The organism is Streptomyces tanashiensis (assembly GCF_014648895.1).
Lineage (GTDB): Bacteria > Actinomycetota > Actinomycetes > Streptomycetales > Streptomycetaceae > Streptomyces > Streptomyces tanashiensis.
Map to the genome: position 1 here is coordinate 197128 of NZ_BMRZ01000006.1, position 22906 is coordinate 220033.

The following is a 22906-nucleotide window of genomic DNA, read 5'->3' on the forward strand; positions in this document are numbered from 1 at the left end:
CTCCCGGGGCCCTTTCGCGTGCCCGACCAGGGCCTGTCTAGCCCAGGCGCTTGTAGTAGAGCGTGGTGGCGCGGAGGGTGCCGGCCGGGTCGGCGGCGAAGTCCGGGATCGTCCCGGCGGCCGTCCAGCCCGCGCCCCGGTAGAGGTGCTCGGCGGGGCTGTCGGTCTGGGTGTCCAGGACGAGCAGCCGGAGGCCGGTGGCGGCGGCGTGGGCCTCGGCGGTGGCGAGCAGACGGCGCCCGAGGCCCCGGCCGCGGGCCGATCGGTGCACGAGGAGCCGGGCGATCTCGCCGCGGTGCCGGCCGTTCTCCGCGTCGGCGCGGACGAGGGTGACGACGCCGGTCGGGCGCCCGTCCGGGCCGAGGGCCGCCCACACGTCCCGTACGCCCGCCGCCGCCTCCTCGGCGACCCCCGACCACCAGGAGACCGCCGCGACCCGGTCCAGCGGCGCCAGGAAGCCCACGGAGGCCCCGCCGTCCACGGCGTCCACGAGCAGGGCGGCGAGGCCGTCGGCGTGGGCCCGTACGACGTCGGGGGACAGCCGCTCGACGACGTCGAGCGGCTTCTCCAGACAGAGGAGGTCCGGCCGGCCGTCCCAGGGCTCCACGGTCGCGAAGCCGAGGCTCCGGTAGAGGGCCAGCGGTTCGTCCCGCCAGGACCAGACGGTGAGGCGCACGGCGGGCGCTCCGGACGCGGCGGCCCGGCGCAGCGCCTCGGCCATGAGCGCCCTCGCGAGGCCCTTCCGCCGGGCCTCGGGCGCCACCCAGAGCCGCTTGATCTCGGGGGCGCGGCCGTCTCGGGGGGCCTTGAGGACGACGCAGCCGGCCGGGGCGTCGGCTCCGGACGGCGTGGCGAGCAGGACGGTGTCGGCGGCGAAGGCGCCCGCCGGGTCCTCCGCCTCGACGCGGTATACGGCCGGGAGGTCGGCCGCCGTCTCCACCGCCGTCCCCTTCTCGGCCTGGTTGACCAGATGGTAGGCGGCGAGCAGGTCAGGGAGGTGCGGGTGGGAGCGGTTCTCCTCGATGTGTGCGGTCATGGGCAGAGCTTCACACCGGCGTGTTTCGGGGAGGTGAAGAACTCCCCGGGCCGGGCCCGGGGCGCGGTCGGCGCCCCGGGCCCGGGTCTCTCGGACGGGTCCCGCCCGTCAGGGCGTGTAGGTCTTCGCCGCGTCCGAGACGAAGGGCTGCCGGACCGTGCGCATGCCGCCGGGGACGGACTTGTCCGGCTGGATGATGACGGACTCGCGGGACGACGGTGCCGTCGGGTCGCCGAGGTCGTGGGTCATGCCGAAGCCGGCGTCGTGGGCGTTCAGGGAGAGGAGCGCCCTGTCGACTCCCTCGCGGGTGAGGTCCTTGTCGAGGCAGGCCTTCTTCAGGGCCTCGCCGAAGACGCTCGCGGCGGTCCAGCCGGCGACGATGCCGTTGTCGAGGCCGTCGTCCGGGTAGGCCGCCCGGTACTCCGCGACCAGCTTCTTCGCGGTCGGGGTGTCCGCGCCGATGGGCAGGCTCGGGGAGGCGAACCAGTACATCTTCTCCAGGGCGGGCCCGGCCTGGGTGCCGAGGAGCTGCGGGGCGAAGGCCGAGTTGTTGCCGACGACCGGGACCCTGAGGCCGGTCGCGGCGGCGACGCCGACGAGGGAGGCGGCCTGGCGGGGGCCCGCGCTGATGACGACGGCCTTGACCCCGGCCTGCTTGAGCGCCGCGACCTGCGCCGACATGTCGTTGTCGGTGGGCTTGATCTTCTGCTCGACGACGGTCAGGCCCGCCTTGCCGGCCGCGTACTTCGAGCCCTTCAGGGCGTTCTCGCCGTAGTCGCCCTCGAAGTAGACGTGGCCGAGCCTGTCGCCCGCCTTGAGGCCCTTCTCTTTCAGCAGGAAGTCGACGGCGTTGATCGTCTCGACGTCGTAGGTGGCGCCCAGGACCCGGATGTACGGGGAGCCGAGCAGCGAGGCCGACCAGGCCTGCGGCAGCACGAGGCCCTTGTCCTGGGCGTCGACCCGCTGCTTGACGGCGGCGACGAACGGGGAGCCGATGAACTGGGTGTAGCCGACGACCTTCGGCTCCAGCTCGGTGTAGGCCGCGAGCGCCTTCTGCGGGTCGTAGCCGTGGTCGCGGACGGTCAGCTCCAGCTTCCGGCCGCAGATCCCGCCGGCGGCGTTGACCTGCTTCACGTACAGCTGCTGGGACTGGGTGACGCTCTTGCCGAGGGTGGCGTACACGCCGGTCATGTCGGTGAGCGCGCCGAGCGAGATCGTCCCGTCGGTGACGCCCTCCCCGGTCTTCACCCCGCCCGCTCCGGTCTGCTTGCCGTCGCCGCTCTTCGCCTTGGAGCTGCATCCGGCGGCGGTGAGGGCGACCAGTGCGGCGAGCGCGGCGGCCAGGCCCCGCACGGCCTGTCGTCTGTGGTTCATCGTGCCTCTCCTGAGGGTTCGGTCGACTTGGGGGTCTCGGGTGTCCGGGCGGCGAGGCGGACCAGGCCGCCGGGCAGGAACAGCACCACCGCGACGACGGCGGCGCCGTACAGATAGCGGGCGGCCTCTCCCGGCGCGATCCCGCCCGTCCCTGGGGCGGAGACCAGGGGAAGGGCGTCGCTGTACCGGGTGAGGAGCTGCGGCAGGAGGGAGACGAAGACGGCTCCCGCGACCGCGCCGGCGACCGAGCCGAGACCGCCGATGACGATCATGGCCAGGTATTCGAGGGAGAGCGCCATGCCGAAGTACTCCGGCACCGTGCGCTGGAAGACCAGGGCGAGCAGGACGCCCGCGAGGCCCGCGTACATGGAGGACAGGACGAAGACGGCGGCGCGGTGGCGGGCCACGGGGATGCCCATGACCCCGGCGGCGATCCGGTGGTCCCGGATGGCGTTCATGGCGCGGCCGGGGCGGCCCCGCAGCACTCCCCTGGCGAACAGCACCCCGCCCAGGAGCAGCGCGAGACCGAGGTACCAGAGCTTCTCCACCGCCCCGAACGGCACCTGGGCGACGAGGAGTTCGCTGTCGTCGAAGGTGAGGCCGAAGAGGGTGAGGGGCGGGACGGCGCGCCCGTTGTAGCCGCCGGTGAGGTCGTGGGCGTTGAAGAGCACGTGCTGGCCGATGAAGATCAGCGCGAGGGTGGCGATGCCGAGGTACGCGCCGCGCAGCCGGCCGGCGATGGGGCTGAACACCCCGCCGGCCAGGCCCGCGAGGGCGACGGCGAGGACGGCGGCGAGCCAGCCGGGCAGGCCGAGGCCGGCGAGGCCGTCGGTGCCGTCCCCGGCGAAGGCGCAGTAGCCGTAGGCGCCGACGGCGAGGAAGAAGGCGTGGCCCATGGAGAGTTGGCCGGTGGCGCCGGTCAGCAGGTTGATCCCGAGGGCTCCGAGGGCGGCGGCCATCGCGAACAGACCGGCCTGGAGCCAGAAGCGGTCCAGGTAGAAGGGGAGGACGGCGAGGACGAGACCGGCGGCGGTCCACGCGTACGCCCTGGTGGGGACGGCCCGGAGCCGGGCGGACCGGAGCGTCTCAGACACGGGCGGGCTCCTTCGTGCCGAAGAGACCGGCGGGGCGGATCAGCAGCACCGCGACCATCACCAGATAGGGGGCGAGGTCGCCGATCCCCCTGCCGAGGAAGGCCAGGTCGCCCTGGTAGCCGGTGGCGAGGGACTCGGTGACGCCGACGAGGAGGCCGCCGACGAGGGCTCCGGTGGTGGAGTCGAGGCCGCCGAGGATGGCCGCCGGGAAGGCCTTGAGGGCGGCGAGCGAGGTGGCCCGCTCCAGGCCGGGGGTCGGGAAGACGGTGAGGAACAGCGCGGCGACGGCGGCCAGTCCGCCCGCGACGGCCCAGGCGCCGAGGGAGACCCGGCCGAGCCGGATGCCCATGAGCGCGGCGGTCTCCTGCCTCTCGGCGGCGGCGCGCATCGCGACGCCCCAGGAGGTGTACCGGAAGGCCAGCAGGAAGGCGGTGATGAGCAGGGCCGCGGCGAGGAGGGCGGCGATCCGGGTCTCGGCGATCGTCACCGGTCCGACCGTGACGACGGCGTCCCCCCAGGGGTCGCCGAGCGCGAGGATGTCGGTGCCGATGCGCCGGGTCAGCTCGGTGGCGAGCAGGATGTCGACGCCGATCGTGACGATCGCGAGGACGCTGTGGTCGCCGCCGCGGTGGCGGCGCATCACGAGGAACTCGACGGCTGCGCCGACCAGCGCCGCGCCCGCGACGCCGGCGAGCAGGGCGGGCCAGAAGCCGATGTCGTCGTGGAGGACGGCGGTGACGTAGCCGCCGGCCAGGAGGAGGGAGGCGTGGGCGAAGTTGACGACCTCGGTGGCCCGGAAGATGACCACGAAGCCGAGGGCGATGAGGGCGTAGATCGAGCCCAGGGAGACGCCGTTGATCAGGAACTCGGCGAAGGTGCTCACGCGGCGGACTCCTCTCCGAGGTAGGCGCGGACGACCGCCGGGTCGTTCTGGACGTCGGCGGGGGCCCCGTCGGCGATCCGGCGGCCGAATTCGAGGACGGTGACGGAGTCGGCGAGCCGCATCACGAGCCCCATGTCGTGCTCGACGAGGAGCACCGAGATGCCGAGGCTGTCGCGGACGCCCGCGATGACGGAGGCCGTACGGCGGCGCTCGTCCGCGGTCATGCCGGCGACGGGCTCGTCGAGCAGGAGGAGCTCCGGCTCCATGCAGAGCGCGCGGGCGAGTTCGGCGAGCTTCTGCTGTCCGTACGGGAGGGAGCCCGCGGGTCGCGCGAGCTGCTCCTCCAGGCCGACGAAGGCGGCGATCTCCCGGACCCTGGCCCGGTGGCGGGCCTCCTCGCGGGCGGCGGAGGGGAGCCGGAGCCCGGCCGCGAGGAAGCCGGTGCGGGTCAGCCGGTGGCGGCCGAGCATGAGGCTGTCCTCGACGGTGGCGCGGGGCGGCAGGGCCAGGTTCTGGAAGATCCGGCCGACGCCGAGGCCCGCGATCCGGTGCGGGGGCAGGGCGGTCAGCTCGTGCGGGCCGAGGCGGACGGAGCCGGAGGTGGCCCGGTAGACGCCGGAGAGCACGTTGAAGCAGGTGGACTTGCCGGCGCCGTTGGGGCCGATGAGGGCGTGGACGGTACCGGGCCGGACGGTGAAGCCGACGCCGTCGAGAGCGGTGAGCCCGGCGAACCGGACGGTCAGGTCCCGTACGTCGAGGGCGGGCGGGATGCGGGTCGCGGTGCGGGGTGTCGGGTCGCCGGTCATCGGGCCTCCTCCCAGCGGGACAGGAGCGGGTGGGCGGTGGCGGCGCGGGCCGCGTCCTCGGCGGCGTCCTCGTCGACCACGCCCAGGTAGCGGCGGCGCACCTCGTCGGAGGCGGCGAGTTCGGCGGCGGGACCGGAGAGGGTGACCTCGCCGACCTCCAGGACGTACGCGAGGGAGGCGAGCCGCAGCGCGAGCGCCGCGTTCTGCTCGATCAGGAGCACCGCCGTCCCCTGGGCGTTGATCTGGCGGACGGCGTCCGCGATCCGGGCCGCCATCAGCGGGGCGAGACCGAGCGACGGCTCGTCGAGGAGGAGCAGGCCGGGCCCGGCCATGAGGGCGCGGCCGACGGCGAGCATCTGCTGCTCGCCGCCGGAGAGCAGCCCGGCCGGCTGGCGGGCGCGGTCGGCGAGGACCGGGAAGAGCTCGTGCACCCGGCGCAGGGCGGCGGCCTTCGCGGTCCGGCCGCCGCGGCTGCCGAGGGCGCCCGCGCGCAGGTTGTCCTCGACCGTCATCCGGGCGAAGACCTGCCGTCCCTCCGGCACCTGGGAGACGCCGGCGGCGACGACCCGGTCCGGCGGCAGTCCGTCGAGCGGCCGGCCGTCGCGGCTCACCGTGCCGGAGACCACGGCACCGCCGTGGAACCGCAGGGTGCGCGAGACCGCCCGCAGCAGTGTGGACTTGCCGGCGCCGTTGCCGCCCAGGACGGTGACGACGGCACCCGCCGGCACGGTCAGCGACACCCGTCGCAGCGCGTGCACGGGCCCGTATCCCGCCGTCAGGTCCGTCACCTGAAGGGCGGGTGCGGTACCTCCCATGGCTCCCCTTTCCCCGGCCGCGGTGGTCACCCGGCCGTCCGGTGGCGCTCACCCCAGCACCGCGCCGGACCGCGCGTCCACGTCCCGCGTCCGAAACGCTGCCGGTGACCAGCGGGCGCGGCGGGAGGCTGTGCATGCGCACAACGCTGCGCGTCAGGGCTGTGCCGGGGGGCGGGGGCGGTGTTGGCTCCGGGCATGGGACGGCGCAGAAGGCGGACCGGTGACGACTGGAAGGTGCTCGCCCAGGCGTGCACGGCGCTCCTGGAGCGGGTGCCGGAGCTGGTGGACGAGCACCTGAGGGAACTCCACGCGTACGAGCCCGCCTACGGGCGGATCCTGCCGTACGACCAGCACTGGCAGGAGGCGCGGGAGGCGATGCGGATCGGGATCGAGATGATCTCGGCGCCGCGCAACTCGCCGCGGCGGGACCTGGAGCACGCGGACGGGATGGGACGGCGGCGGGCCGCGCAGGGCATGCCGCTCGACCTGGTCGTCCACGCCTACCGGCATGCCGGTCATCTGGTGTGGGACGCGCTGATCGAGGGCGCGGGGGCGGACGCGGCGCAGCTGGCGGCGCTCATGCAGTCGGCGACGATCGTCTGGTCGGCGGTGGACGCGCAGGCGGACACGGCGTCGGAGGCGTACCGGGCGGCGGAGCTGGAGCTGCGGCGCCGGACGGACGAGCAGCTCCAGGCGCTCCTGGACGCGCTGCTCCAGGGCCGGCGGTCGCCCGAGCTGGTGTCGCGGGCGGCGGCGGGCCTGGACCTGCCGGAGCAGGGGCGGTACGCGGTGGTGGTGCTGCGCTACGACCGGCGGGAGGAGCGGGAGCCGTTCCACCGGCAGGTGCGGGGCGAGGGGGTGCGGTTCCTGTGGCGGATGGGGGCCGACGGCGAGCTGGGGGTGGTGGCGCTCGCCGGGGACACCGGTCTGGACGCGCTGTCGGAGCTCCTCGACGGGCGGTGCCCGGGGCCGGGCGGGATCAGTCCGGTCGTGGTGGGCCTGGCCGAGCTGGGCCGGGCGCGGCGCCTCGCGGAACTGGCCCTGCGGACCTGCCCGCCCGGGAGCCGCGAGATCGTGCGCCTGGACCGGCGCCTCGCGGGCGCGCTGGTCGTGGGCCAGCCGGAGATGGCGAGCCTGCTGGTCTCGGACGTCCTCGGCGGTCTGCTCGAACTGGACCCGGCGGACCGGGCGGTGCTCCTGGAGACGCTGGACGCGTGGCTGGACTGCGAGGGGTCGGCGGGGCGGGCCGCGGGGCGGCTCTACTGCCACCGGAACACGGTCTTCAACCGGCTGCGGCGGCTGGAGCAGCTGACGTCGAGGTCGCTGTCCCGGCCGCGGGACCTCACGGAGATGACGCTGGCGCTCGACGCCTTCCGGCTGACGGCCCCGGGCGGTCTCGTGTGACGGCCCGGGGCGGCTCGGGCGACGCGCAGTCCGAAGGGAGCTGCCAGGATGGGCCCGTGACGATCACTGTGGGCATACGTACGGACCGCACCCGCCACCGGGGCCTCGGTCAGGTGCTGTTGGCCGGAGGGGCCGCGGCGGGGGTCGCGTGCCTGGTGGGGCCATGGCTCGCCGAGTCGTCGGGGCTGCTGGTCCTCGCCGGCGCCTTCGAGTACCGCTGGCCGAGTTTCCTCGTGGCGGCCGTGCTGCTCGGCGCGGCGGTGCGGCTGCTGACGGACCGGCAGGCGGTCCGGACACCGGTGATCGCGGTGTGCGCGGTGGCGGTCGTCGGCGCGGTGTGGTTCCGGCTGGTCCTCTTCCCGGTGGTCGGCGCCGCCTGGGAGGAGACGGGCCGGACGCCCGCGCCGGGGGGCGTGGACCGGTACCTCGTGGTGGAGGAGGGTGCGGCCATGATCGACCCGCTCTGGCGGGTGTCGGTCGTCGACGGGTCGGGGCTCGGCGCGCAGATCTGGCGCGTCGCCCACTTCGACGGCGACACCGCCGATGGCGCGTTGTCCCGGGTCACCTGGTCGGGGCCGGACGCCCTCGTCCTCACGACCGCGGACGGCGAGGCGACGACCGTCCGTCTCGATCCGCGCACCGGGAAGCCGGAGCGGCAGCTGTCCAGGCCGTAGGACCGGGCTCGCCGTACCGGCCGGGAAGGGTTCCCGCCGGTACGGTCGGTGTGCCGTCGCCGGTGCTACGCGAGGAAGTCCCGGGCGATGTCCGACGCCACGTCCTCCAGGAGCGGGCCGGCGTTCGCGATGCACTTCGCCGTGTCCGGCTCCAGGGCCGTGAGGGGGTACGCGCGGCGGATGCCGGCCGTGCCCAGGGCCTCGGGCGGCAGGGCGAGGCGGCCGCAGACCGCGACGACCTCCTTGCCTGCGGCGCGGGCGGCGGCGGCGACGCCGGCCGGGGCCTTGCCGTGGAGGGTCTGCTCGTCGAGTGAGCCCTCGCCGGTGATGACGAGGGTGGCGCGCTCCAGGGCGGGGGCGAAGCCGAGGACCTCCAGCATCAGCTCGATGCCGGGCCGGAAGCTCGCGCCGAGGATGAGCGCGCCGTAGCCGATGCCGCCCGCGCCGCCCGCGCCGGGCGCGACGGCCGCCTCGGCGGCCTTGGGGCCGATGGCCTTCTCCAGGACGGTGGCGAAGTGGGCGAGGGCCGCGTCGAGGGTGCGGACGTCGTCCGGGGTGGCGCCCTTCTGCGGACCGTAGACGGCGGGGGCGCCCTTGGGACCGGTGAGCGGGTTGTCGACGTCGCTCGCGAGGATCAGGTCGACGGAGGCGAAGCGGGGGTCGAGGCCGCTGAGGTCGGCCGTGGCGAGGTCGGCGAGGGGCGCGCCGCCGGGGCCGACGGGCTCGCCGGCCGCGTCGAGGAAGCGGGCGCCGAGCGCGGCGAGCATGCCGGAGCCGCCGTCGGTGGTGGCGCTGCCGCCGACGCCGAAGACGAGGGTGGTCGCGCCGGCGTCGAGGGCGGCGCGGAGCAGTTCTCCGGAGCCGTACGTGGTCGACGTCAGGGGGGCGAACACGCCGGGCGGGAGCAGCTGGAGGCCGGAGGCCTCGGCCATCTCGACGACCGCGGTGGTGCCGCGCAGTGCGTACGCCGCGGTGACCGGCTCGCCGAGCGGGCCCGTCACGCGGACCTCGCGCCGTTCGAAGCCGGCCGCGACGGCCGCCGCGACGGTGCCGTCGCCGCCGTCCGCGACGGGCAGTGTCTCCACCGTGACCTCGGGGACGACCCGTCGCAGTCCTGCTGTGACCCGCTCCGCGACCTGTACGGCCGTGAGCGAGCCCTTGAACTTGTCGGCCGCCACGAGCACGTGAGCGACCTGAGTTGCTGCTCCGTCCGTCACCTTGCATCCCTTGCTTTCGAACGTGCAGTCGCGCCGAGGCTGACCCTATCCGCACGGCCAGACGGCGTGCCACCCCCTGATAAAGCGATATTCCGCACCATAGTGGGGTCACATGAGTACGGAAAAGATCGTTCCCGATGGCACGCCCGACGGCAAGGTCATCGGGATCGGGATCGTCGCGGTCGTCGCGGTCGTCGGCTGGGCGGCGCTGGGCGAGGATTCCTTCGACAGCGCGTCCTCCTCCGCCCTGAAGTGGGTGCTGGCGAATTTCGCCTGGCTCTTCGTGGTCGCCGCGGACACCTTCCTGGTGCTGTGCGTGGTGATCGCGGCGAGCCGCTTCGGCCGGATCAGGCTGGGTGCGGACGACTCGGAGCCGGAGTTCACGAACCTGGCGTGGATCGCGATGATGTTCAGCGCCGGGATGGGCATCGGTCTGATGTTCTACGGGGTCGGGGAGCCGCTGACGCATTTCCTGTTCCCTCCCCCGGCCAGCGGGGTCGCGCCGGGGACGGGCGCGGCGGCCAGGACGGCCCTGGAGTACTCGTTCTTCCACTGGACGCTGACCCCGTGGGCGATCTACGGCATCGCGGGCCTCGCGCTCGCGTACGCGGGCTTCCGCAAGGGCCGGGGGAACCGGCTGAGCTCCGCCTTCGTGCCGCTGATGGGCGCGCGCCGGGCGGATTCCTGGCCGGGAAAGGCGATCGACCTGCTCGCGGTCTTCGCGACGGTGTTCGGCACGGCGACGAGTCTGGGGCTCGGCGCGCTCCAGGTCGCCGAGGGGCTGAACCTGACCATGGACGTGGAGAACACCACGGCCACCCAGCTGATCATCATCGTGGCGCTGTCCGGGGCGTTCGTCCTGTCCGCGTTCTCCGGCCTGCACAAGGGCGTGAAGTGGCTGTCCACGCTGAACATCGTCCTCGCGGCCTGTCTGATGCTCTTCGTGTTCCTGCTCGGCCCGACCGTCTACATCCTGGACACGATCCCGGCCTCCGTCGGCGGCTATCTGCACGAGCTGCTGCCGATGGCCAGCCGTACCGGCGCCTTCACCGACCGTGAGTGGCTGGGCGCGTGGACGATCTTCTACTGGGCGTGGTGGCTGTCCTGGGCCCCGTTCGTCGGCACCTTCATCGCCCGGATCTCGCGGGGCCGGACGATCCGCGAGTTCCTGGTGGGGGTGCTGCTCGTGCCGTCGGGGGCGACGGTGGTGTGGTTCTGCGTGATGGGCGGGACCGCGATCAGGCTGCAGTCGACGGGCGCGGCGGACCTGGCGACGGCGCTGAAGGACGGCGCCGAGGCCTCGCTGTTCGCGATGCTGGAGGCGCTGCCGATCGGGACGGTGACCTCGGTCGTCGCGATGCTCCTGGTGATGACGTACTTCATCACGAGTGCGGACTCGGCCTCGCTGGTGATGGGCTCGCTGACGAGCCGCGGCTCGCTCCACCCGCCGACCTGGCTCGTGGTGACCTGGGGCGTCCTGATGGCCGCGGTGGCGGCGGTGCTGCTCGTGGCGGGCGGTCTGAAGTCGCTGCAGACGGCGACGATCCTGGTGGCGCTGCCCTTCGTGATCGTGATGCTGGTGCTGTGCTTCGCGCTCCTGAAGGAGCTGCGGGAGGACCCGGGGGCGGGCCCGTCCCGGCAGCACGCCCTGCACGGGCTGCGGGACGCGGTGCGCACGCTGGTCGGGGAGGCGATGACCGAGCAGGGCGCCGACCGCCACCACGGGCCGCGGCGGGCGGCGGAGGACCGTACCGGGACGGAGCCCCCCGAGGGCCGGAACTGAGGGCCCGGCGCGCGCCGGTCCCCGGGATTCGGTACACCGGAGGTATGGGGTTCGCACGCGGGGAGCTCGGGGACCGGATCCTGGGCGGCTGGACGGGCCGGATCGCCGGGAACATGCTCGGCAAGCCCGTGGAGCGCGGCGACCACTGGACCCGGGAGCGCATCGACGCGTATCTGCGGCTGGCCGGGGCGCTCCCGCTGACGGACTACCTCCCTCCCCCGCCGCCGGGGGCGGCGGGCTTCGAGCTGCGGCCCGAGTGGGAGCGGTGCGTACGGGGCGGGATCGACGGCAGCTGCCGGGACGACGACGTCGACTGGTCGGTCCTGGGGCTGCACCTCCTGGAGACGTACGGCTTCGCGTTCACGACCGAGCAGGTCGGCGAGGAGTGGCTGCTGCGGCTGCCGTACCTGCAGACGTTCACGGCGGAGCGGGTCGCCTACCGGAACCTCGCCGACGGGCTGCGGCCGCCGCTGACGGCCACGTACGACAATCCGTACCAGGAGTGGATCGGGGCGCTGATCAGGGCCGACGTGTACGGCTGGACCTGCCCGGGCGACCCGCGCCGCGCCGCCTCGCTCGCCCGCCGCGACGCGGTCCTCTCGCACACCGGGAACGGCGTGTACGGGGCGATGTGGGCGGCGGCCCTGATCGCGGCGGCCTTCACCGCGCCCGACGTGCGGTCGGCGCTGGAGACGAGCCTGGAGCGGGTGCCGGCGAGCAGCCGGCTGGCCCGGACCGTACGGGGCACGATCGCGCTGTACGAGGCGGGGCTCGGCTGGTCCGAGACGCTCACGGAAGTGACCGAGCGGACGGCGGGCCTCGGCTGGATCCACACCGTCCCGAACGCGGCCGTCCTGACGGCCGGACTCCTGTACGGCGAAGGGGACTTCACCCGCACGATCACGCTGACGGTGCGCGGTGGCCTGGACACCGACTCCAACGGGGCGACGGCGGGCTCGGTCGCCGGAGTCCGCTGCGGCGCGGCCGCGATCCCGCCGCAGTGGTCGGAGCCGCTGCGGGACCGGGTGCGCAGCGCGGTCTTCGGCTTCGACGGCGTCCGCATCGGCGAACTGGCGGAACGGACGCTGAGGTTGGCCGAGCGGCCGAGATGACGGCCGGCTCGGCGGGGCTCAGCCCTGCGGGGGCTCCGGCGGGACGATCTCGCCGGTGCGCTGCGGTTCGTCCCGGCTGACGGCCCGCGCCTCGGTGCGGTGGCCGCGGGCGATGTAGTCGCGGACCACTGCCTCGACGGCGTCCTGGGGGTTGCCGATGCCGGACAGAACCATGACTTCCACGACGAGTTCGGCGTCGAGACCGATGTTCACCTTGGCCATGGCGGGAACCTAGCACCGGGAAACCCGCTCGCGGGAGCGGTTCCGCGGTGCCTAGGGTCCTCGTATGACGATGGTCGCGATCTTCACTGGCGCCGGTGTCTCCACGGACTCCGGCATCCCCGACTACCGGGGTCCGAACGGCATGTGGCGGCAGGACCCCGGGGCCGAGCAGCTCGTCACGTACGGGCCGTACATGGCCGACGCGGAGATCCGCCGCCGCTCGTGGCGGATGCGGCTCGACGGTCCGGTCCTGGATGCCGAGCCGAACGTGGCGCACCGCGCGATCGCCGCGTACGAGCGGACCAGCGGCAACCCGCTGCGGGTGATCACGCAGAACGTGGACGGACTGCACCAGGCCGCCGGGGTCTCCGCGCGGAAGGTCCTCGAACTCCACGGCTCGGCACGGTCGGTGGTGTGCACGGCCTGCCACGCGCGCTCGGCGATGGCGGAGGCGCTCGACCGGGTGCGGACCGGTGAGGACGATCCGGCGTGCCGGGCGTGCGGCGGGATCCTGAAGCCGGCGACGGTGATGTTCGGGCAGCGGCTCGATCCGGTGGTGCTGGGCAACGCCATGTCGATCGCCAAGGCCACCGAGGTGTTCGTCGTGGTCGGCAGCAGCCTCCAGGTCCAGCCGGCGGCCTCCCTCGCGGGGATCGCGGCCGAGCACGGCGCCCGGCTGATCATCGTGAACGCCGAGCCCACCCCGTACGACCCCGTCGCGGACGAGGTGGTGCGCGAGCCGATCGGCACGGCACTGCCGGCGCTGCTCGACCGGCTCCGCTAGAACAGGGCGGCCGGTTCCGCCGTTCCCGATTCGAAGGCGAGCAGTCGCTGCTTGCGGTCCAGGCCGCCGCCGTAGCCGGTGAGGCTGCCGCCCGCCCCGATCACCCGGTGGCAGGGGACGATGATGCTGACGGGGTTCTTGCCGTTGGCGAGGCCCACGGCCCGGGAGGCGCCGGGGTTGCCGAGTTCCTCGGCGAGTTCGCCGTACGTCCGGGTCTCCCCGTACGGGATGCGCAGCAGCCCTTCCCAGACCCGCAGCTGGAACGGGGTGCCGATCAGGTTCAACGGCAGGTCGAAATCGGTGAGTTCACCCGCGAAGTAGGCGTCGAGCTGGCGGATCGCCTCCCCGAAGGGGCGCGGGTCGGGCTCGCCGAAGGTCTCCTCCGGCGGGCGGTGGCGCTGGCCGGTCATGTGGACGCGGCTGAGGACGCCGTCGACGGCGACGAGGGTCAGCGGGTCGTACGGGCTGTCCACGACGGTGTGCTGGATGGCGGGCATGGGAGGGGTCCTCACGGTCCTTTACGCGGGCAGATGGTTGATCGGGTGGTCGTCGGTCGCCCAGAGGTACTGGACGGCGTAGGCGCGCCAGGGGCGCCAGTGCGCGGCGCGGGCGGTGAGCGCGGCCGGGGTGCCGGGCAGTCCGAGTCCTTCGGCGGCGCGGCGGACGCCGAGGTCGCCGGGGAGGAAGGCGTCGGGGTCGCCGAGGGCCCGCATGGCGATGATCTCGGTGGTCCAGGGGCCGAAGCCGGGCAGGGCGAGCAGCCGGGCGCGGGCCTCCTCGCGGTCGTCGGCGGGACCGAGCGGGAGCGAGCCGTCGGCGAGGGCCCGCACGAGGGTGAGGAGGGTGGTGCGGCGGCTGCGCGGCAGGGCGAGGGTCTCGGGGTCGAGGGCGGCGAGCGCCTCGGGGCCCGGGAAGAGGTGGGTGAGTCCGCCTTCGGGGTCGTCGACGGGGACGCCGTGCGCGGTGACCAGGCGGGCGGCGTGGGTGCGGGCGGCGGCGGTGGAGACCTGCTGGCCGAGGACGGCCCGTACCGCGAACTCGGCGGGGTCGACCGTCCCGGGCACCCGGCGGCCGGGCGCCTTGTCGACGAGCGGGGCGAGCAGCGGGTCGGCGCGGAGCCGCTCGTCGACGGCGACGGGGTCGGCGTCGAGGTCGAGGAGGCGACGGCAGCGGCTGATCGCGTTCGTGAGGTCGCGCGGGTCCGTGAGGGACAGCCGGCAGGCGATGTGGCCGTCGCGCGGGGCGAGGGCGACGATGCCGTGTCCGTACGGGAGGCTCAGCGTCCGCCGGTAGGCACCGTCGCGCCATTCCTCGACGCCGGGGACGGCGGTCGCGGCGAGGTGCCCGAAGAGGTTGGAGGGTTCCAGGGGGGCGCGGTACGGCAGCCGGAGGCTGATCACGCCGGGGGTCGCGGCGGCCCGGACCGGTGACCGGCGGGCGGCGCGGGCGCGGAGCTCGCCGGGGGTGAGGGCGAAGACCTCGCGGACGGTGTCGTTGAAGGTGCGGATGGAGGAGAAGCCGGCCGCGAAGGCGATCTCGCCGAAGGGCATCGAGGTGGTCTCGATGAGGAGCCGGGCGGTCTGGGCGCGCTGGGCGCGGGCCAGGGCGAGCGGTCCGGCGCCCAGTTCGGCGAGGAGCTGGCGCTCGATCTGGCGGGTGGACCAGCCGAGCCGCCGGGCGAGGCCGGGGACGCCCTCACGGTCGACGACGCCGTCCTGGATGAGCCGGACGGCGCGGGCGACGGCATCGGCCCGGACGTTCCACTCGGGGGAGCCGGGGCTGGTGTCGGGCCGGCACCGCTTGCAGGCCCGGAAGCCGGCGCGCTGGCAGGAGGCGGCGCTGGGGTGGAACTCCATGTTCTCGGGCTTGGGCGGGACGGCGGGGCAGCTGGGCCGGCAGTAGATCCGGGTGGTGCGGACGGCGGTGAAGAAGACGCCGTCGAAGCGGGCCTCCTTCGACTGGACGGCCCGTACGCAGCGCTCGGTGTCGGTGTGCATGGTTCCAGGATCGGGGACGGACGGCTCGCGGGCTGGCGAGAAAACGACATCGACGTCCGCCCCCGGTCAGGGCGGGGTCAGCCGGTGACGGTCCGGTAGTGGGTGGTCAGCCGGCCGTCCTCGCCGAGGACGTGGAAGGCGAGGCCGGGCGGCAGGTCGAGGTGGACGTGCGGGTTCTCGGCGCCCGGGCTCTCCCAGGGGAGCCGGAGGGCGGAGACGACCCCGGGTGCGACGAGGAGCGGGCGCCCGGCGAAGGTCGTGGCGGCGGCCGTGTGGGCGTGGCCGGCGAGGAAGGCGGTGAGGTGGGGGTGGCGGTCGGCGAGCGCGGCGAGCCGCTCCTCGCCGAACTGCCGGATCCCGTCCACGTACGGGGTGTGCAGCGGGACCGGCGGGTGGTGGAAGGCGACCAGGACGGGCACCTCGTGCGGGGTGGCGGCCAGTTCGCCGTCGAGCCAGGCGAGCGTCTCGTCCTCCAGGAGGCCCTGGTCCTCGCCGGGTACCGACGAGTCGCAGAGGGCGATGACGAAACCCGCGCCGCGGAGCACCTGGTTGACGGGGGCGTACGGGCGCGCCGCGGTCGCTTCGGGGAGGGTCTGCCCGGGCAGGAGGCCCTTGCGGAAGGCCGCGCGGTCGTCGTGGTTCCCGGGGCAGACGAGCAGCGGGTGGCGGGAGGTCAGCAGTTCCCGCGCCACCGCGTACTCGTCCGGGGCCCCGTGGTCGGCGACGTCACCGGTGACGAGGACGGCCGCCAGGTCGTACGGCAGCTCCTCCAGGTACCGCAGGACGGCGCGGGTGCGGTCCGCGCTGCGCTGCTCGCCGTCGATGTGGACGTCGCTGACGTGGGCGATGACGATCATGCGGCCGGACCTCCGTGGGTGCGCGGGAAGGGGCGTTCCCGCGACCGTACGGCGGTCACGGCCGGGCCGGGAAGGGCCGCTTCGGGACCGGTGGACCGCTTCCCCCGCCGCCTACTCGAAGCGGGTGGTGTCCCCCGCGCCGCGCCGGACGATCTCGGGCTCGCCGCTGGAGAAGTCGACGACGGTGGTGGGCTCGGTGCCGCAGTCGCCGGAGTCGAGCACCGCGTCGACCTGGTGGTCGAGCCGCTCCTTGATCTCCCAGCCCTGGGTCAGCGGTTCGGCCTCGTCGGGCAGGAGCAGGGTGCTGGAGAGCAGGGGTTCGCCGAGTTCGGCGAGGAGCGCCTGGGTGACGACGTGGTCGGGGATGCGGACGCCGACCGTCTTCTTCTTGGGGTGGAGCAGCTGGCGCGGCACCTCCTTCGTCGCGGGGAGGATGAAGGTGTACGCGCCGGGCGTGGACGCCTTGACCGCGCGGAAGACGTCGTTGTCGATGTGCACGAGCTGGCCCAGCTGGGCGAAGTTCGCGCACATCAGCGTGAAGTGGTGCCGGTCGTCGAGGTCGCGGATGGTGCGGATGCGGCTGATGCCGTCGCGGCTGCCGAGCCGGGTGCCGAGCGCGTAGCAGGAGTCGGTCGGGTACGCGACGAGCGCCCCGTTCCGGATGGAGTCGGCCACCGCGCCGATGGTGCGGGGCTGGGGGTTGTCGGGGTGCACGTCGAAGTACTTGGCCATGGGCCCAGTCTATTTTCGCAGGCTCCGCCATACGGCCTTCGCCGCGTTGTGCCCGGACATGCCGTGCACGCCGGGGCCGGGCGGGGTCGCGGAGGAGCAGAGGAAGACCGCCGGGTGCGGGGTGGCGTAGGGGCGGAGGGAGAGCGTGGGGCGCAGCAGGAGCTGGAGCCCGCGGGCCGCGCCGCAGGCGATGTCCCCGCCGATGTAGTTGGCGTTCCGCTCGGCGAGCACGGCCGGGCCCGCGGTGGCGCGGGCCAGGACGCGGTCGCGGAATCCGGGGGCGAAGCGCTCGATCTGACGCTCGATCGCCTCGGTGAGGTCGCCGCGCCAGCCGTTCGGCACATGGCCGTACGCCCAGAACACGTGCTTGCCCTCGGGGGCGCGGGAGGGGTCGACGAGGCTGGGCTGGGCGGTGATGAGGAAGGGTGTCTCGGGGGCCGTGCCGGAGGAGGCCTCGCGCAGGGCGGTGCCGATCTCGCCGGCGGTGGGGCCGATCTGGACGGTGCCGGCCCGGCGGGCCTCCTCGGCGGTCCAGGGCACGGGCCCGTCGAGCGCGTAGTCGATCTTGAAGGCGGCGGCGCCGTACTTGTAGTGGTCGTAGTGCCCGCCGAAGCCCGCGATCCGGGCGAGGGCCCTGGGCGAGGTGTCGAAGACGTAGGCGCGGGCCGGCGGCAGGTCGTCGAGCCGCTTGACCTCGAAGTCGGTGTGGACGGCGCCGCCGAGGTCCTTGAGGTAGGCGGCGAGCGCGTCGGAGATCGACTGCGAGCCGCCCCGGGGCATCGGCCAGCCGCCCGCGTGCGCGGCCAGCGCGAAGACCAGGCCGACGGCGCCGGTGGCGATGCCGTCGAGCGGCGCGATGACATGGCCGACGAGTCCGGCGAAGAGCGCGCGGGCCTTCTCGTCCCGGAACCTTCGCATCAGCCAGGTGGACGGCGGGAGTCCGGCGAGGCCGAAGCGGGCGAGGGTGACCGGGTCACGGGGCAGCGCGGTGAGCGGCAGCTGCATGAAGTCGCTCGCCAGGGTGTCCCACTTGCCGTGGAAGGGGGCGACGAGCCTGCGGTACGTCCCGGCGTCGCGCGGGCCGAAGGAGGCGGCGGTCTCGGCGACGGAGCGGGCGAGCACGGCGGCGGTGCCGTCGTCCCAGGGGTGGGCCATGGGCAGTTCGGGGTGGAGCCACTCCAGTCCGTACCGGTCGAGCGGCATCGTCCTGAAGACGGGCGAGCCGGCGCCGAGCGGGTGGACGGCGGAGCACGGATCGTGCCGGAAGCCGGGGAGGGTGAGCTCCTCGGTCCTGGCGCCGCCGCCGACGGTGGACTTGGCCTCGAAGACGGCCACGGAGAGGCCGCGCCGGGCCAGTTCGACGGCGGCCGTCAGTCCGTTGGGCCCGGCCCCCACGACGACGGCGTCGAGCATCGGCGTCTCGTTCGTCACCTTCGGACTCCTTCGTCGGCCGATGCCAGGGCTCCCAGGATAGGCGGGTGGCGAACGGCGCCTCACGCGCCCCCGAGGAGCGTCCGGATCCGCTCGGCGGTCGCCGCGTCACGGGCGGTCGTGAACGGCAGCGCGTTCCCCCCGGCGATCCGGAAGGGCTCCCCCGCGATCGTGGTGGTCGCGCCGCCCGCCTCGGCGACCAGGAGGAGTCCGGCGGCGTGGTCCCACGCGTACTCCCAGCTGAACGCGGTGCCGTCGAGCGCTCCGCGCGCCACGGCGAGGTACTCGAGACCGGCGGAGCCGCAGGGGCGCGGGTGGACGCCCTCGACGGTCAGACCGAGCAGCGCCCGCTTCTGGTCCGGGGTGGTGTAGTCGGGGTGCGATGTGGCGACCTCGAGGGCCGCGCCGGGCGCCGGCGAACCGGACCGTATCGGCTGCCCGTTGAGCGTGGCGCCGTGCCCGCGCACGGCGACGGCGAACTCCTCCAGGGCGGGGGCGAAGGTCCAGGAGGCCAGGATCTCGCCGTGGTGGGCGAGGGCGACGAGGGTGCAGAAGGCGGGGTCGCCGTGGACGAACTGGCGGGTGCCGTCGACGGGGTCGACGATCCAGACGGGGGCGTCGCCGCGCAGCGCCGCGTACACGGCGGGGTCGGCGTGGACGGCCTCCTCGCCGACGACCACGGAGCCGGGCAGCAGGGCGGTGAGGGACGCGGTGAGATGGGCCTCGGCGGCCCGGTCGGCGACGGTGACCAGGTCGTGCGGCCCGTTCTTCTCGACGATGTCGTCGGCCGCGAGCTGCCGGAAGCGCGGCATGATCTCGGCGGCGGCCGCCTTGCGGACGGCCTCCTCGACCTCGGTCGTACGGCCGCCGAGGACGTGCTCAAGGAAGTCTTCGATCATGCCTCCAGCTAAGCACGGGGGGCTGACAACCGGAATGCCGCACTTGTCACCCGCTGTTTCCCCGGGGAGTACCCTTTGGCCGAGTTCACCCCTTACATGCAGGGAGGGTTCCCGTGCACGGCGCGTACCACGGCGAGTACAAGGTCCCCGGCGGAAAGCTGGTGGTCGTCGACCTCGACACCGAGGACGGGGTCCTGCGGAACGTCCGGGTCGCGGGCGACTTCTTCCTGGAACCGGACGAGGCGATCCTGGCGATCGACGGGGCCCTCGAAGGCGCTCCGGCCGACACGGACGCCCCGGGGCTCGCCGCGCGGATCGACGCGGCGCTCCCGCCGGGCACGCACATGTTCGGCCTGACGTCGGAGGGTGTCGGGGTCGCGGTCCGGCGCGCCCTCGCCCACGCCACGGACTGGACCGACTACGACTGGCAGCTGATCCACGAGCCGCCGCAGTCCCCCGCGCTGCACATGGCGCTCGACGAGGTCCTGACGGCCGAGGTGGCGGCCGGCCGGCGCCCGCCGACCCTGCGGGTCTGGGAGTGGGGCGCCCCGGCGGTGGTGATCGGCAGCTTCCAGTCCCTGCGCAACGAGGTGGACCCGGAGGCGGCGGAGCGGCACGGCATCCAGGTGGTGCGCCGGATCAGCGGCGGCGGGGCCATGTTCATCGAGCCGGGCAACACGATCACGTACTCGCTCTCGGTCCCCGACGCCCTGGTCCAGGGGCTGTCCTTCACCGACAGCTACGCCTACCTCGACGACTGGGTGCTCGGCGCGCTCGGCGACATGGGCGTCCGGGCCTGGTACCAGCCGCTCAACGACATCGCCACGGACGCGGGCAAGATCGCGGGGGCGGCGCAGAAGCGGCTCGTGGCCGGTGAGGGCGCGGTCCTGCACCACGTGACGATGGCGTACGACATCGACGCGGACAAGATGACCGAGGTGCTGCGGATCGGCCGGGAGAAGCTCTCCGACAAGGGCACGAAGAGCGCGAAGAAGCGCGTGGACCCCCTCCGCCGCCAGACCGGCCTCCCGCGCGAGGCGGTGATCGAGCGGATGATCGCGTCCTTCCGGAACCGCTACGGCCTCACGGAGGGCATCCTCACCGAGGAGGAACTGACCCGTGCGAAGGAGCTGGCGGAGACCAAGTTCGGCACGGCGGAATGGACGTCCCGCGTGCCGTAGCCCCCGGCGAGGGTGACCGCTCACCGCCCCGTTCGTTGATGCCCACGCGGGCCGTGACGGACGTGCGGAAACGTCTCCGCACACCGCCGGCCCCGAGAACACGGCGTCGACGGTACGGAGATCAGGTGGGACGGGCGAGGAAGCTCATGGCGGCGGTCGCGGGAGCGGTGATGGGGGTGTGTCCCCTCGGCATCGCACCACCCGCGTCCGCGGTCGTCGGTGGTCAGGAGGCGCGGCCCCATCAGTACCCGTTCATGGTGGGGCTCGTGGACCTGGCCGAGCGGCGGGTGATGTGCGGCGGGGCGCTGGTCGGCGACCGGTACGTGCTCACCGCCGCGCACTGTCTGACCGGCTCGTACAGCGACACCGCGCGCGTGGGGGTGCTCCTCGGCGACCACGACCTGACGCGCGGGGACGACAGCCCGAACGCCGTGCTCGCGACCCCGGCCTCCTTCCTCCCGCACCCGGACTACGACCCGGCCACCCAGCGCGACGACATCGCGCTGGTCCGGCTGGCCGAGCCGGTGGTGTCCGGCCGTGACGTGCGGCCGGTCGCCCTGCCCGCCCGGTACGCCCACGGCACCTTCGACCACACGCAGGTCGAGGCCCCCGGCTGGGGCGCCACCTCGTTCGGGGGCCGTACCTCCGACGTCCTGCGGACCGTGGTCCTCGGCACCATGAGCAACCCGACGTGCGGGGCCCGGGGCATGTCCCAGGTCACCGCCGCCCAGCTCTGCACGTACGCGCCGGGGCGGGACACCTGTCAGTACGACTCGGGCGGCCCCCTGGTCCACACGATCGCGGGGACGCCGTACCTGGTGGGTCTCGTCTCGTACGGGAAGGGGTGCGCGACCGACACCCCCGCCGTGAACACCCGGGTCTGGTCCTACCTCAGCTGGATCGGGAGGACGGCCGGGCGGCTGCCCCGCGCCTCATGAGGACGGTGTGGATGAGGAGCGCGGCGGCGAGGCCGACGGCCCAGCCGTAGTCGGCGAGGGGCTTCAGGAAGGGGATCAGCCCGTCCTCGGGGAACGGGCCGGTCCCCGGCGCCGAGTGGGAACCGCCGACCGCGAGGACGCCGCCGACCAGGAAGGCGAGGACGGCCACCGGGTTCCAGCCTCCCCGGTACCAGTAGGGGCCGTCGGCCCGGTAGAGGCCTTCGAGGTCGAGGACGGTGCGGCGGACGAGCCAGTAGTCGGCGATGAGGATGCCGGCGACCGTGCCGAGGAGGCCGCCGACCAGGCCGAGCCAGGTGAAGATGTACAGCTCCGGGGTGGCGGTGAGCTTCCACGGCATGATGAGGACACCGACGACGCCGGTGATCAGCGCGCCCGTGCGGAAGTTCACCAGCCGCGGGGCGAGGTTGGCGAGGTCGTACGCCGGGGAGACCACGTTCGCCGCGAGGTTCACCGACAGGGTGGCGACGAGCACGGTGACCAGGGCGAAGAGCAGACCGAAGACGTTGTCGGTCTTCGCGGCGAGCGCCACCGGGTCCCAGACGGGTGCCCCGTACACGGCCTGCGAGCCGGAGGTGACGAGCACCGACAGCAGCGCGAACAGGGTCATGGTGGTGGGCAACCCGAGGGTCTGCCCCAGGACTTGTGAGCGCTGGCCCGCGCCGAAACGGGTGAAGTCCGGGATGTTGAGGCTCAGGGTCGCCCAGAAGGCGATCATGCCCATGAGGGCGGGGAAGAAGACGGGCCAGAAGTCGGCGCCCCAGCCCAGCTTCGACGGCTGGTCGAGGAGCGGACCGAGGCCGCCGGCCTTCACCGTGATCCACACGAGGAGGGCGAGCGCGCCGACGATCACGAAGGGCGCGGCCCAGTTCTCGAAGCGGCGCAGGGCCTCCATTCCCCGGTGGATGACGGCGAGTTCGAGCGCCCAGAAGAGGACGAAGCAGAGCCACAGGGTCCAGGGCTGTCCGCCGATCCTCGACGCCTCCGCCCAGCCGCCGCCGAAGACCTTGTCGAGCAGCACGAAGACGCCCTGGCCGCCGATCCAGGTCTGGATGCCGAACCAGGCGCAGGCGACGCCGGCGCGGACGAGAGCGGGCAGGTTCGCCCCGCGGAGCCCGAAGGAGGCACGGGCGAGGACGGGGAAGGGAATGCCGTACTTCGGTCCGGCGTGCCCGGTGAGCAGCATCGGCACGAGGACGACGACATTGGCCAGGGCGATGGTGAGGACGGCCTGCTTCCAGTCCATGCCGAGGGCGACGAGACCGGAGGCGAGCATCCATGAGGGGATGTTGTGGGCCATGCCGACCCAGAGGGCGGCGAAGTTGTACGTGGTCCAGCGTCGCTCGGCCACGGGGACGGGGAGCAGGTCGTCGTTGACGAAGCGGGGGTCGGCGGGGGCCGTGCCGGGCGTGAGCTCGACGGGGCCGGCACCGGGGCCGGAGGGGCCGGGTCTGCCGGAGGACGCGGTTGTGGTCATGGACGGAACCCTTCGTTCGGGGGACGGAACGAGGCCGTGCGGGGCGTGGGGTTCTTGACCGTGCGGAGTCTTGTCCCGCGGGGCAGGGGCGTCAAGGAGGCGGAACGGCCCGATCACCTGTTCAGCGGGCTCCCTCCACGGCGCGGGCGTTCATGTCCGTATTGCGTGGGCG

22 protein-coding genes are annotated in these 22906 nt (G+C 73.9%); 7 read left to right on the top strand and 15 right to left on the bottom strand.

What is annotated here, in order from left to right; translation table 11 throughout:
- Positions 1-37: 37 nt before the first annotated feature.
- The 6 genes from IE237_RS41525 to IE237_RS20780 form a co-directional block, all read right to left on the bottom strand.
- Positions 38-1036 (bottom strand): GNAT family N-acetyltransferase, encoded by a 999-nt coding sequence (locus tag IE237_RS41525; protein ID WP_189803541.1) that lies wholly within the window; start codon positions 1034-1036, stop codon positions 38-40.
- 108 nt (positions 1037-1144) lie between these two features.
- Positions 1145-2410, bottom strand: a complete 1266-nt coding sequence (locus IE237_RS20760) for an ABC transporter substrate-binding protein (protein ID WP_189803542.1) — start codon at positions 2408-2410, stop codon at positions 1145-1147.
- On the bottom strand, positions 2407-3504 hold the full coding sequence (locus tag IE237_RS20765) for a branched-chain amino acid ABC transporter permease (protein ID WP_189803543.1): 1098 nt from the start codon (positions 3502-3504) through the stop codon (positions 2407-2409). Before IE237_RS20765 ends, IE237_RS20760 begins: the two co-directional genes overlap by 4 nt.
- Positions 3497-4387 (bottom strand): branched-chain amino acid ABC transporter permease, encoded by an 891-nt coding sequence (locus IE237_RS20770; protein ID WP_189803544.1) that lies wholly within the window; start codon positions 4385-4387, stop codon positions 3497-3499. Before IE237_RS20770 ends, IE237_RS20765 begins: the two co-directional genes overlap by 8 nt.
- Positions 4384-5193 carry an ABC transporter ATP-binding protein gene (locus IE237_RS20775; RefSeq protein ID WP_189803545.1) on the bottom strand — a complete coding sequence of 270 codons (810 nt, stop codon included), beginning with the start codon at positions 5191-5193 and terminating at the stop codon, positions 4384-4386. Before IE237_RS20775 ends, IE237_RS20770 begins: the two co-directional genes overlap by 4 nt.
- Complete coding sequence (locus IE237_RS20780) at positions 5190-6008, bottom strand: ABC transporter ATP-binding protein (RefSeq protein ID WP_189803546.1); 819 nt, start codon at positions 6006-6008, stop codon at positions 5190-5192. The genes IE237_RS20775 and IE237_RS20780 overlap by 4 nt, the downstream gene beginning before the upstream one ends.
- A 195-nt stretch (positions 6009-6203) precedes the next feature.
- On the opposite strand from IE237_RS20780, the gene IE237_RS20785 reads away from it, so the two are divergent.
- Both IE237_RS20785 and IE237_RS20790 read left to right on the top strand, forming a co-directional pair.
- Entirely contained in the window at positions 6204-7412 is a 1209-nt protein-coding gene (locus IE237_RS20785) for a PucR family transcriptional regulator (RefSeq protein ID WP_189803547.1), read from the top strand.
- 56 nt (positions 7413-7468) lie between these two features.
- Positions 7469-8086: a hypothetical protein gene (locus IE237_RS20790; RefSeq protein ID WP_189803548.1), complete on the top strand. Its 618-nt coding sequence runs from the start codon at positions 7469-7471 to the stop codon at positions 8084-8086.
- A 65-nt stretch (positions 8087-8151) separates the two neighbouring features.
- Here the strand turns inward: IE237_RS20790 and IE237_RS20795 are convergent, their stop codons facing one another.
- Complete coding sequence (locus IE237_RS20795) at positions 8152-9303, bottom strand: glycerate kinase (protein WP_189803549.1); 1152 nt, start codon at positions 9301-9303, stop codon at positions 8152-8154.
- Between the two features lie 112 nt (positions 9304-9415).
- Between IE237_RS20795 and IE237_RS20800 the strand changes: the two genes are divergently transcribed.
- A complete protein-coding gene (locus IE237_RS20800) occupies positions 9416-11086 on the top strand; it encodes a BCCT family transporter (protein WP_229842790.1) in 1671 nt (556 codons plus the stop codon).
- Between the two features lie 44 nt (positions 11087-11130).
- Positions 11131-12198 (top strand): ADP-ribosylglycohydrolase family protein, encoded by a 1068-nt coding sequence (locus IE237_RS20805; RefSeq protein ID WP_189803550.1) that lies wholly within the window; start codon positions 11131-11133, stop codon positions 12196-12198.
- Between the two features lie 18 nt (positions 12199-12216).
- Here the strand turns inward: IE237_RS20805 and IE237_RS20810 are convergent, their stop codons facing one another.
- On the bottom strand, positions 12217-12420 hold the full coding sequence (locus IE237_RS20810; protein WP_189803551.1) for a type II toxin-antitoxin system VapB family antitoxin: 204 nt from the start codon (positions 12418-12420) through the stop codon (positions 12217-12219).
- A 64-nt stretch (positions 12421-12484) separates the two neighbouring features.
- Between IE237_RS20810 and IE237_RS20815 the strand changes: the two genes are divergently transcribed.
- Positions 12485-13204, top strand: coding sequence for an SIR2 family NAD-dependent protein deacylase (locus tag IE237_RS20815; RefSeq protein WP_189803552.1), 720 nt, complete (start codon positions 12485-12487; stop codon positions 13202-13204).
- On the opposite strand, the gene IE237_RS20820 is transcribed toward IE237_RS20815, so the two are convergent.
- The 6 genes from IE237_RS20820 to IE237_RS20845 all read right to left on the bottom strand — a co-directional run bounded on the left by IE237_RS20820 (position 13201) and on the right by IE237_RS20845 (position 19120).
- Entirely contained in the window at positions 13201-13701 is a 501-nt protein-coding gene (locus IE237_RS20820) for a methylated-DNA--[protein]-cysteine S-methyltransferase (RefSeq protein WP_189803553.1), read from the bottom strand. The genes IE237_RS20815 and IE237_RS20820 overlap by 4 nt on opposite strands.
- Before the next feature lie 21 nt (positions 13702-13722).
- Positions 13723-15201, bottom strand: coding sequence for an AlkA N-terminal domain-containing protein (locus IE237_RS20825; RefSeq protein WP_189803554.1), 1479 nt, complete (start codon positions 15199-15201; stop codon positions 13723-13725).
- Between the two features lie 77 nt (positions 15202-15278).
- Positions 15279-16058, bottom strand: coding sequence for a metallophosphoesterase (locus IE237_RS20830; protein WP_189803555.1), 780 nt, complete (start codon positions 16056-16058; stop codon positions 15279-15281).
- A gap of 111 nt (positions 16059-16169) precedes the next feature.
- On the bottom strand, positions 16170-16790 hold the full coding sequence (locus IE237_RS20835) for an L-threonylcarbamoyladenylate synthase (RefSeq protein ID WP_189803556.1): 621 nt from the start codon (positions 16788-16790) through the stop codon (positions 16170-16172).
- 9 nt (positions 16791-16799) lie between these two features.
- A complete protein-coding gene (locus IE237_RS20840) occupies positions 16800-18203 on the bottom strand; it encodes a phytoene desaturase family protein (RefSeq protein ID WP_189803690.1) in 1404 nt (467 codons plus the stop codon).
- A gap of 80 nt (positions 18204-18283) precedes the next feature.
- Positions 18284-19120: an inositol monophosphatase family protein gene (locus tag IE237_RS20845; RefSeq protein ID WP_189803557.1), complete on the bottom strand. Its 837-nt coding sequence runs from the start codon at positions 19118-19120 to the stop codon at positions 18284-18286.
- 113 nt (positions 19121-19233) lie between these two features.
- Between IE237_RS20845 and lplAB the strand changes: the two genes are divergently transcribed.
- Positions 19234-20301: a lipoate-protein ligase LplAB gene (lplAB, locus tag IE237_RS20850; protein ID WP_189803558.1), complete on the top strand. Its 1068-nt coding sequence runs from the start codon at positions 19234-19236 to the stop codon at positions 20299-20301.
- Between the two features lie 125 nt (positions 20302-20426).
- Positions 20427-21239: a serine protease gene (locus tag IE237_RS20855; RefSeq protein WP_229842791.1), complete on the top strand. Its 813-nt coding sequence runs from the start codon at positions 20427-20429 to the stop codon at positions 21237-21239.
- Here IE237_RS20855 and IE237_RS20860 read toward each other — a convergent pair.
- On the bottom strand, positions 21193-22734 hold the full coding sequence (locus IE237_RS20860; RefSeq protein ID WP_189803559.1) for an NCS1 family nucleobase:cation symporter-1: 1542 nt from the start codon (positions 22732-22734) through the stop codon (positions 21193-21195). The genes IE237_RS20855 and IE237_RS20860 overlap by 47 nt on opposite strands.
- Positions 22735-22906 lie beyond the last annotated feature (172 nt).

What these genes read in the sequence shown, in the direction of transcription:
- IE237_RS41525 (WP_189803541.1), bottom strand. Translation starts at nt 1,036, where the DNA reads ATGACCGCACACATCGAGGAGAACCGCTCCCACCCGCACCTCCCTGAC.
- IE237_RS20760 (WP_189803542.1), bottom strand. Translation starts at nt 2,410, where the DNA reads ATGAACCACAGACGACAGGCCGTGCGGGGCCTGGCCGCCGCGCTCGCC.
- IE237_RS20775 (WP_189803545.1), bottom strand. Translation starts at nt 5,193, where the DNA reads ATGACCGGCGACCCGACACCCCGCACCGCGACCCGCATCCCGCCCGCC.
- IE237_RS20780 (WP_189803546.1), bottom strand. Translation starts at nt 6,008, where the DNA reads ATGGGAGGTACCGCACCCGCCCTTCAGGTGACGGACCTGACGGCGGGA.
- IE237_RS20785 (WP_189803547.1), top strand. Translation starts at nt 6,204, where the DNA reads ATGGGACGGCGCAGAAGGCGGACCGGTGACGACTGGAAGGTGCTCGCC.
- IE237_RS20800 (WP_229842790.1), top strand. Translation starts at nt 9,416, where the DNA reads ATGAGTACGGAAAAGATCGTTCCCGATGGCACGCCCGACGGCAAGGTC.
- IE237_RS20805 (WP_189803550.1), top strand. Translation starts at nt 11,131, where the DNA reads ATGGGGTTCGCACGCGGGGAGCTCGGGGACCGGATCCTGGGCGGCTGG.
- IE237_RS20810 (WP_189803551.1), bottom strand. Translation starts at nt 12,420, where the DNA reads ATGGCCAAGGTGAACATCGGTCTCGACGCCGAACTCGTCGTGGAAGTC.
- IE237_RS20815 (WP_189803552.1), top strand. Translation starts at nt 12,485, where the DNA reads ATGACGATGGTCGCGATCTTCACTGGCGCCGGTGTCTCCACGGACTCC.
- IE237_RS20820 (WP_189803553.1), bottom strand. Translation starts at nt 13,701, where the DNA reads ATGCCCGCCATCCAGCACACCGTCGTGGACAGCCCGTACGACCCGCTG.
- IE237_RS20825 (WP_189803554.1), bottom strand. Translation starts at nt 15,201, where the DNA reads ATGCACACCGACACCGAGCGCTGCGTACGGGCCGTCCAGTCGAAGGAG.
- IE237_RS20830 (WP_189803555.1), bottom strand. Translation starts at nt 16,058, where the DNA reads ATGATCGTCATCGCCCACGTCAGCGACGTCCACATCGACGGCGAGCAG.
- IE237_RS20835 (WP_189803556.1), bottom strand. Translation starts at nt 16,790, where the DNA reads ATGGCCAAGTACTTCGACGTGCACCCCGACAACCCCCAGCCCCGCACC.
- IE237_RS20840 (WP_189803690.1), bottom strand. Translation starts at nt 18,203, where the DNA reads ATGCTCGACGCCGTCGTCGTGGGGGCCGGGCCCAACGGACTGACGGCC.
- IE237_RS20845 (WP_189803557.1), bottom strand. Translation starts at nt 19,120, where the DNA reads ATGATCGAAGACTTCCTTGAGCACGTCCTCGGCGGCCGTACGACCGAG.
- IE237_RS20860 (WP_189803559.1), bottom strand. Translation starts at nt 22,734, where the DNA reads ATGACCACAACCGCGTCCTCCGGCAGACCCGGCCCCTCCGGCCCCGGT.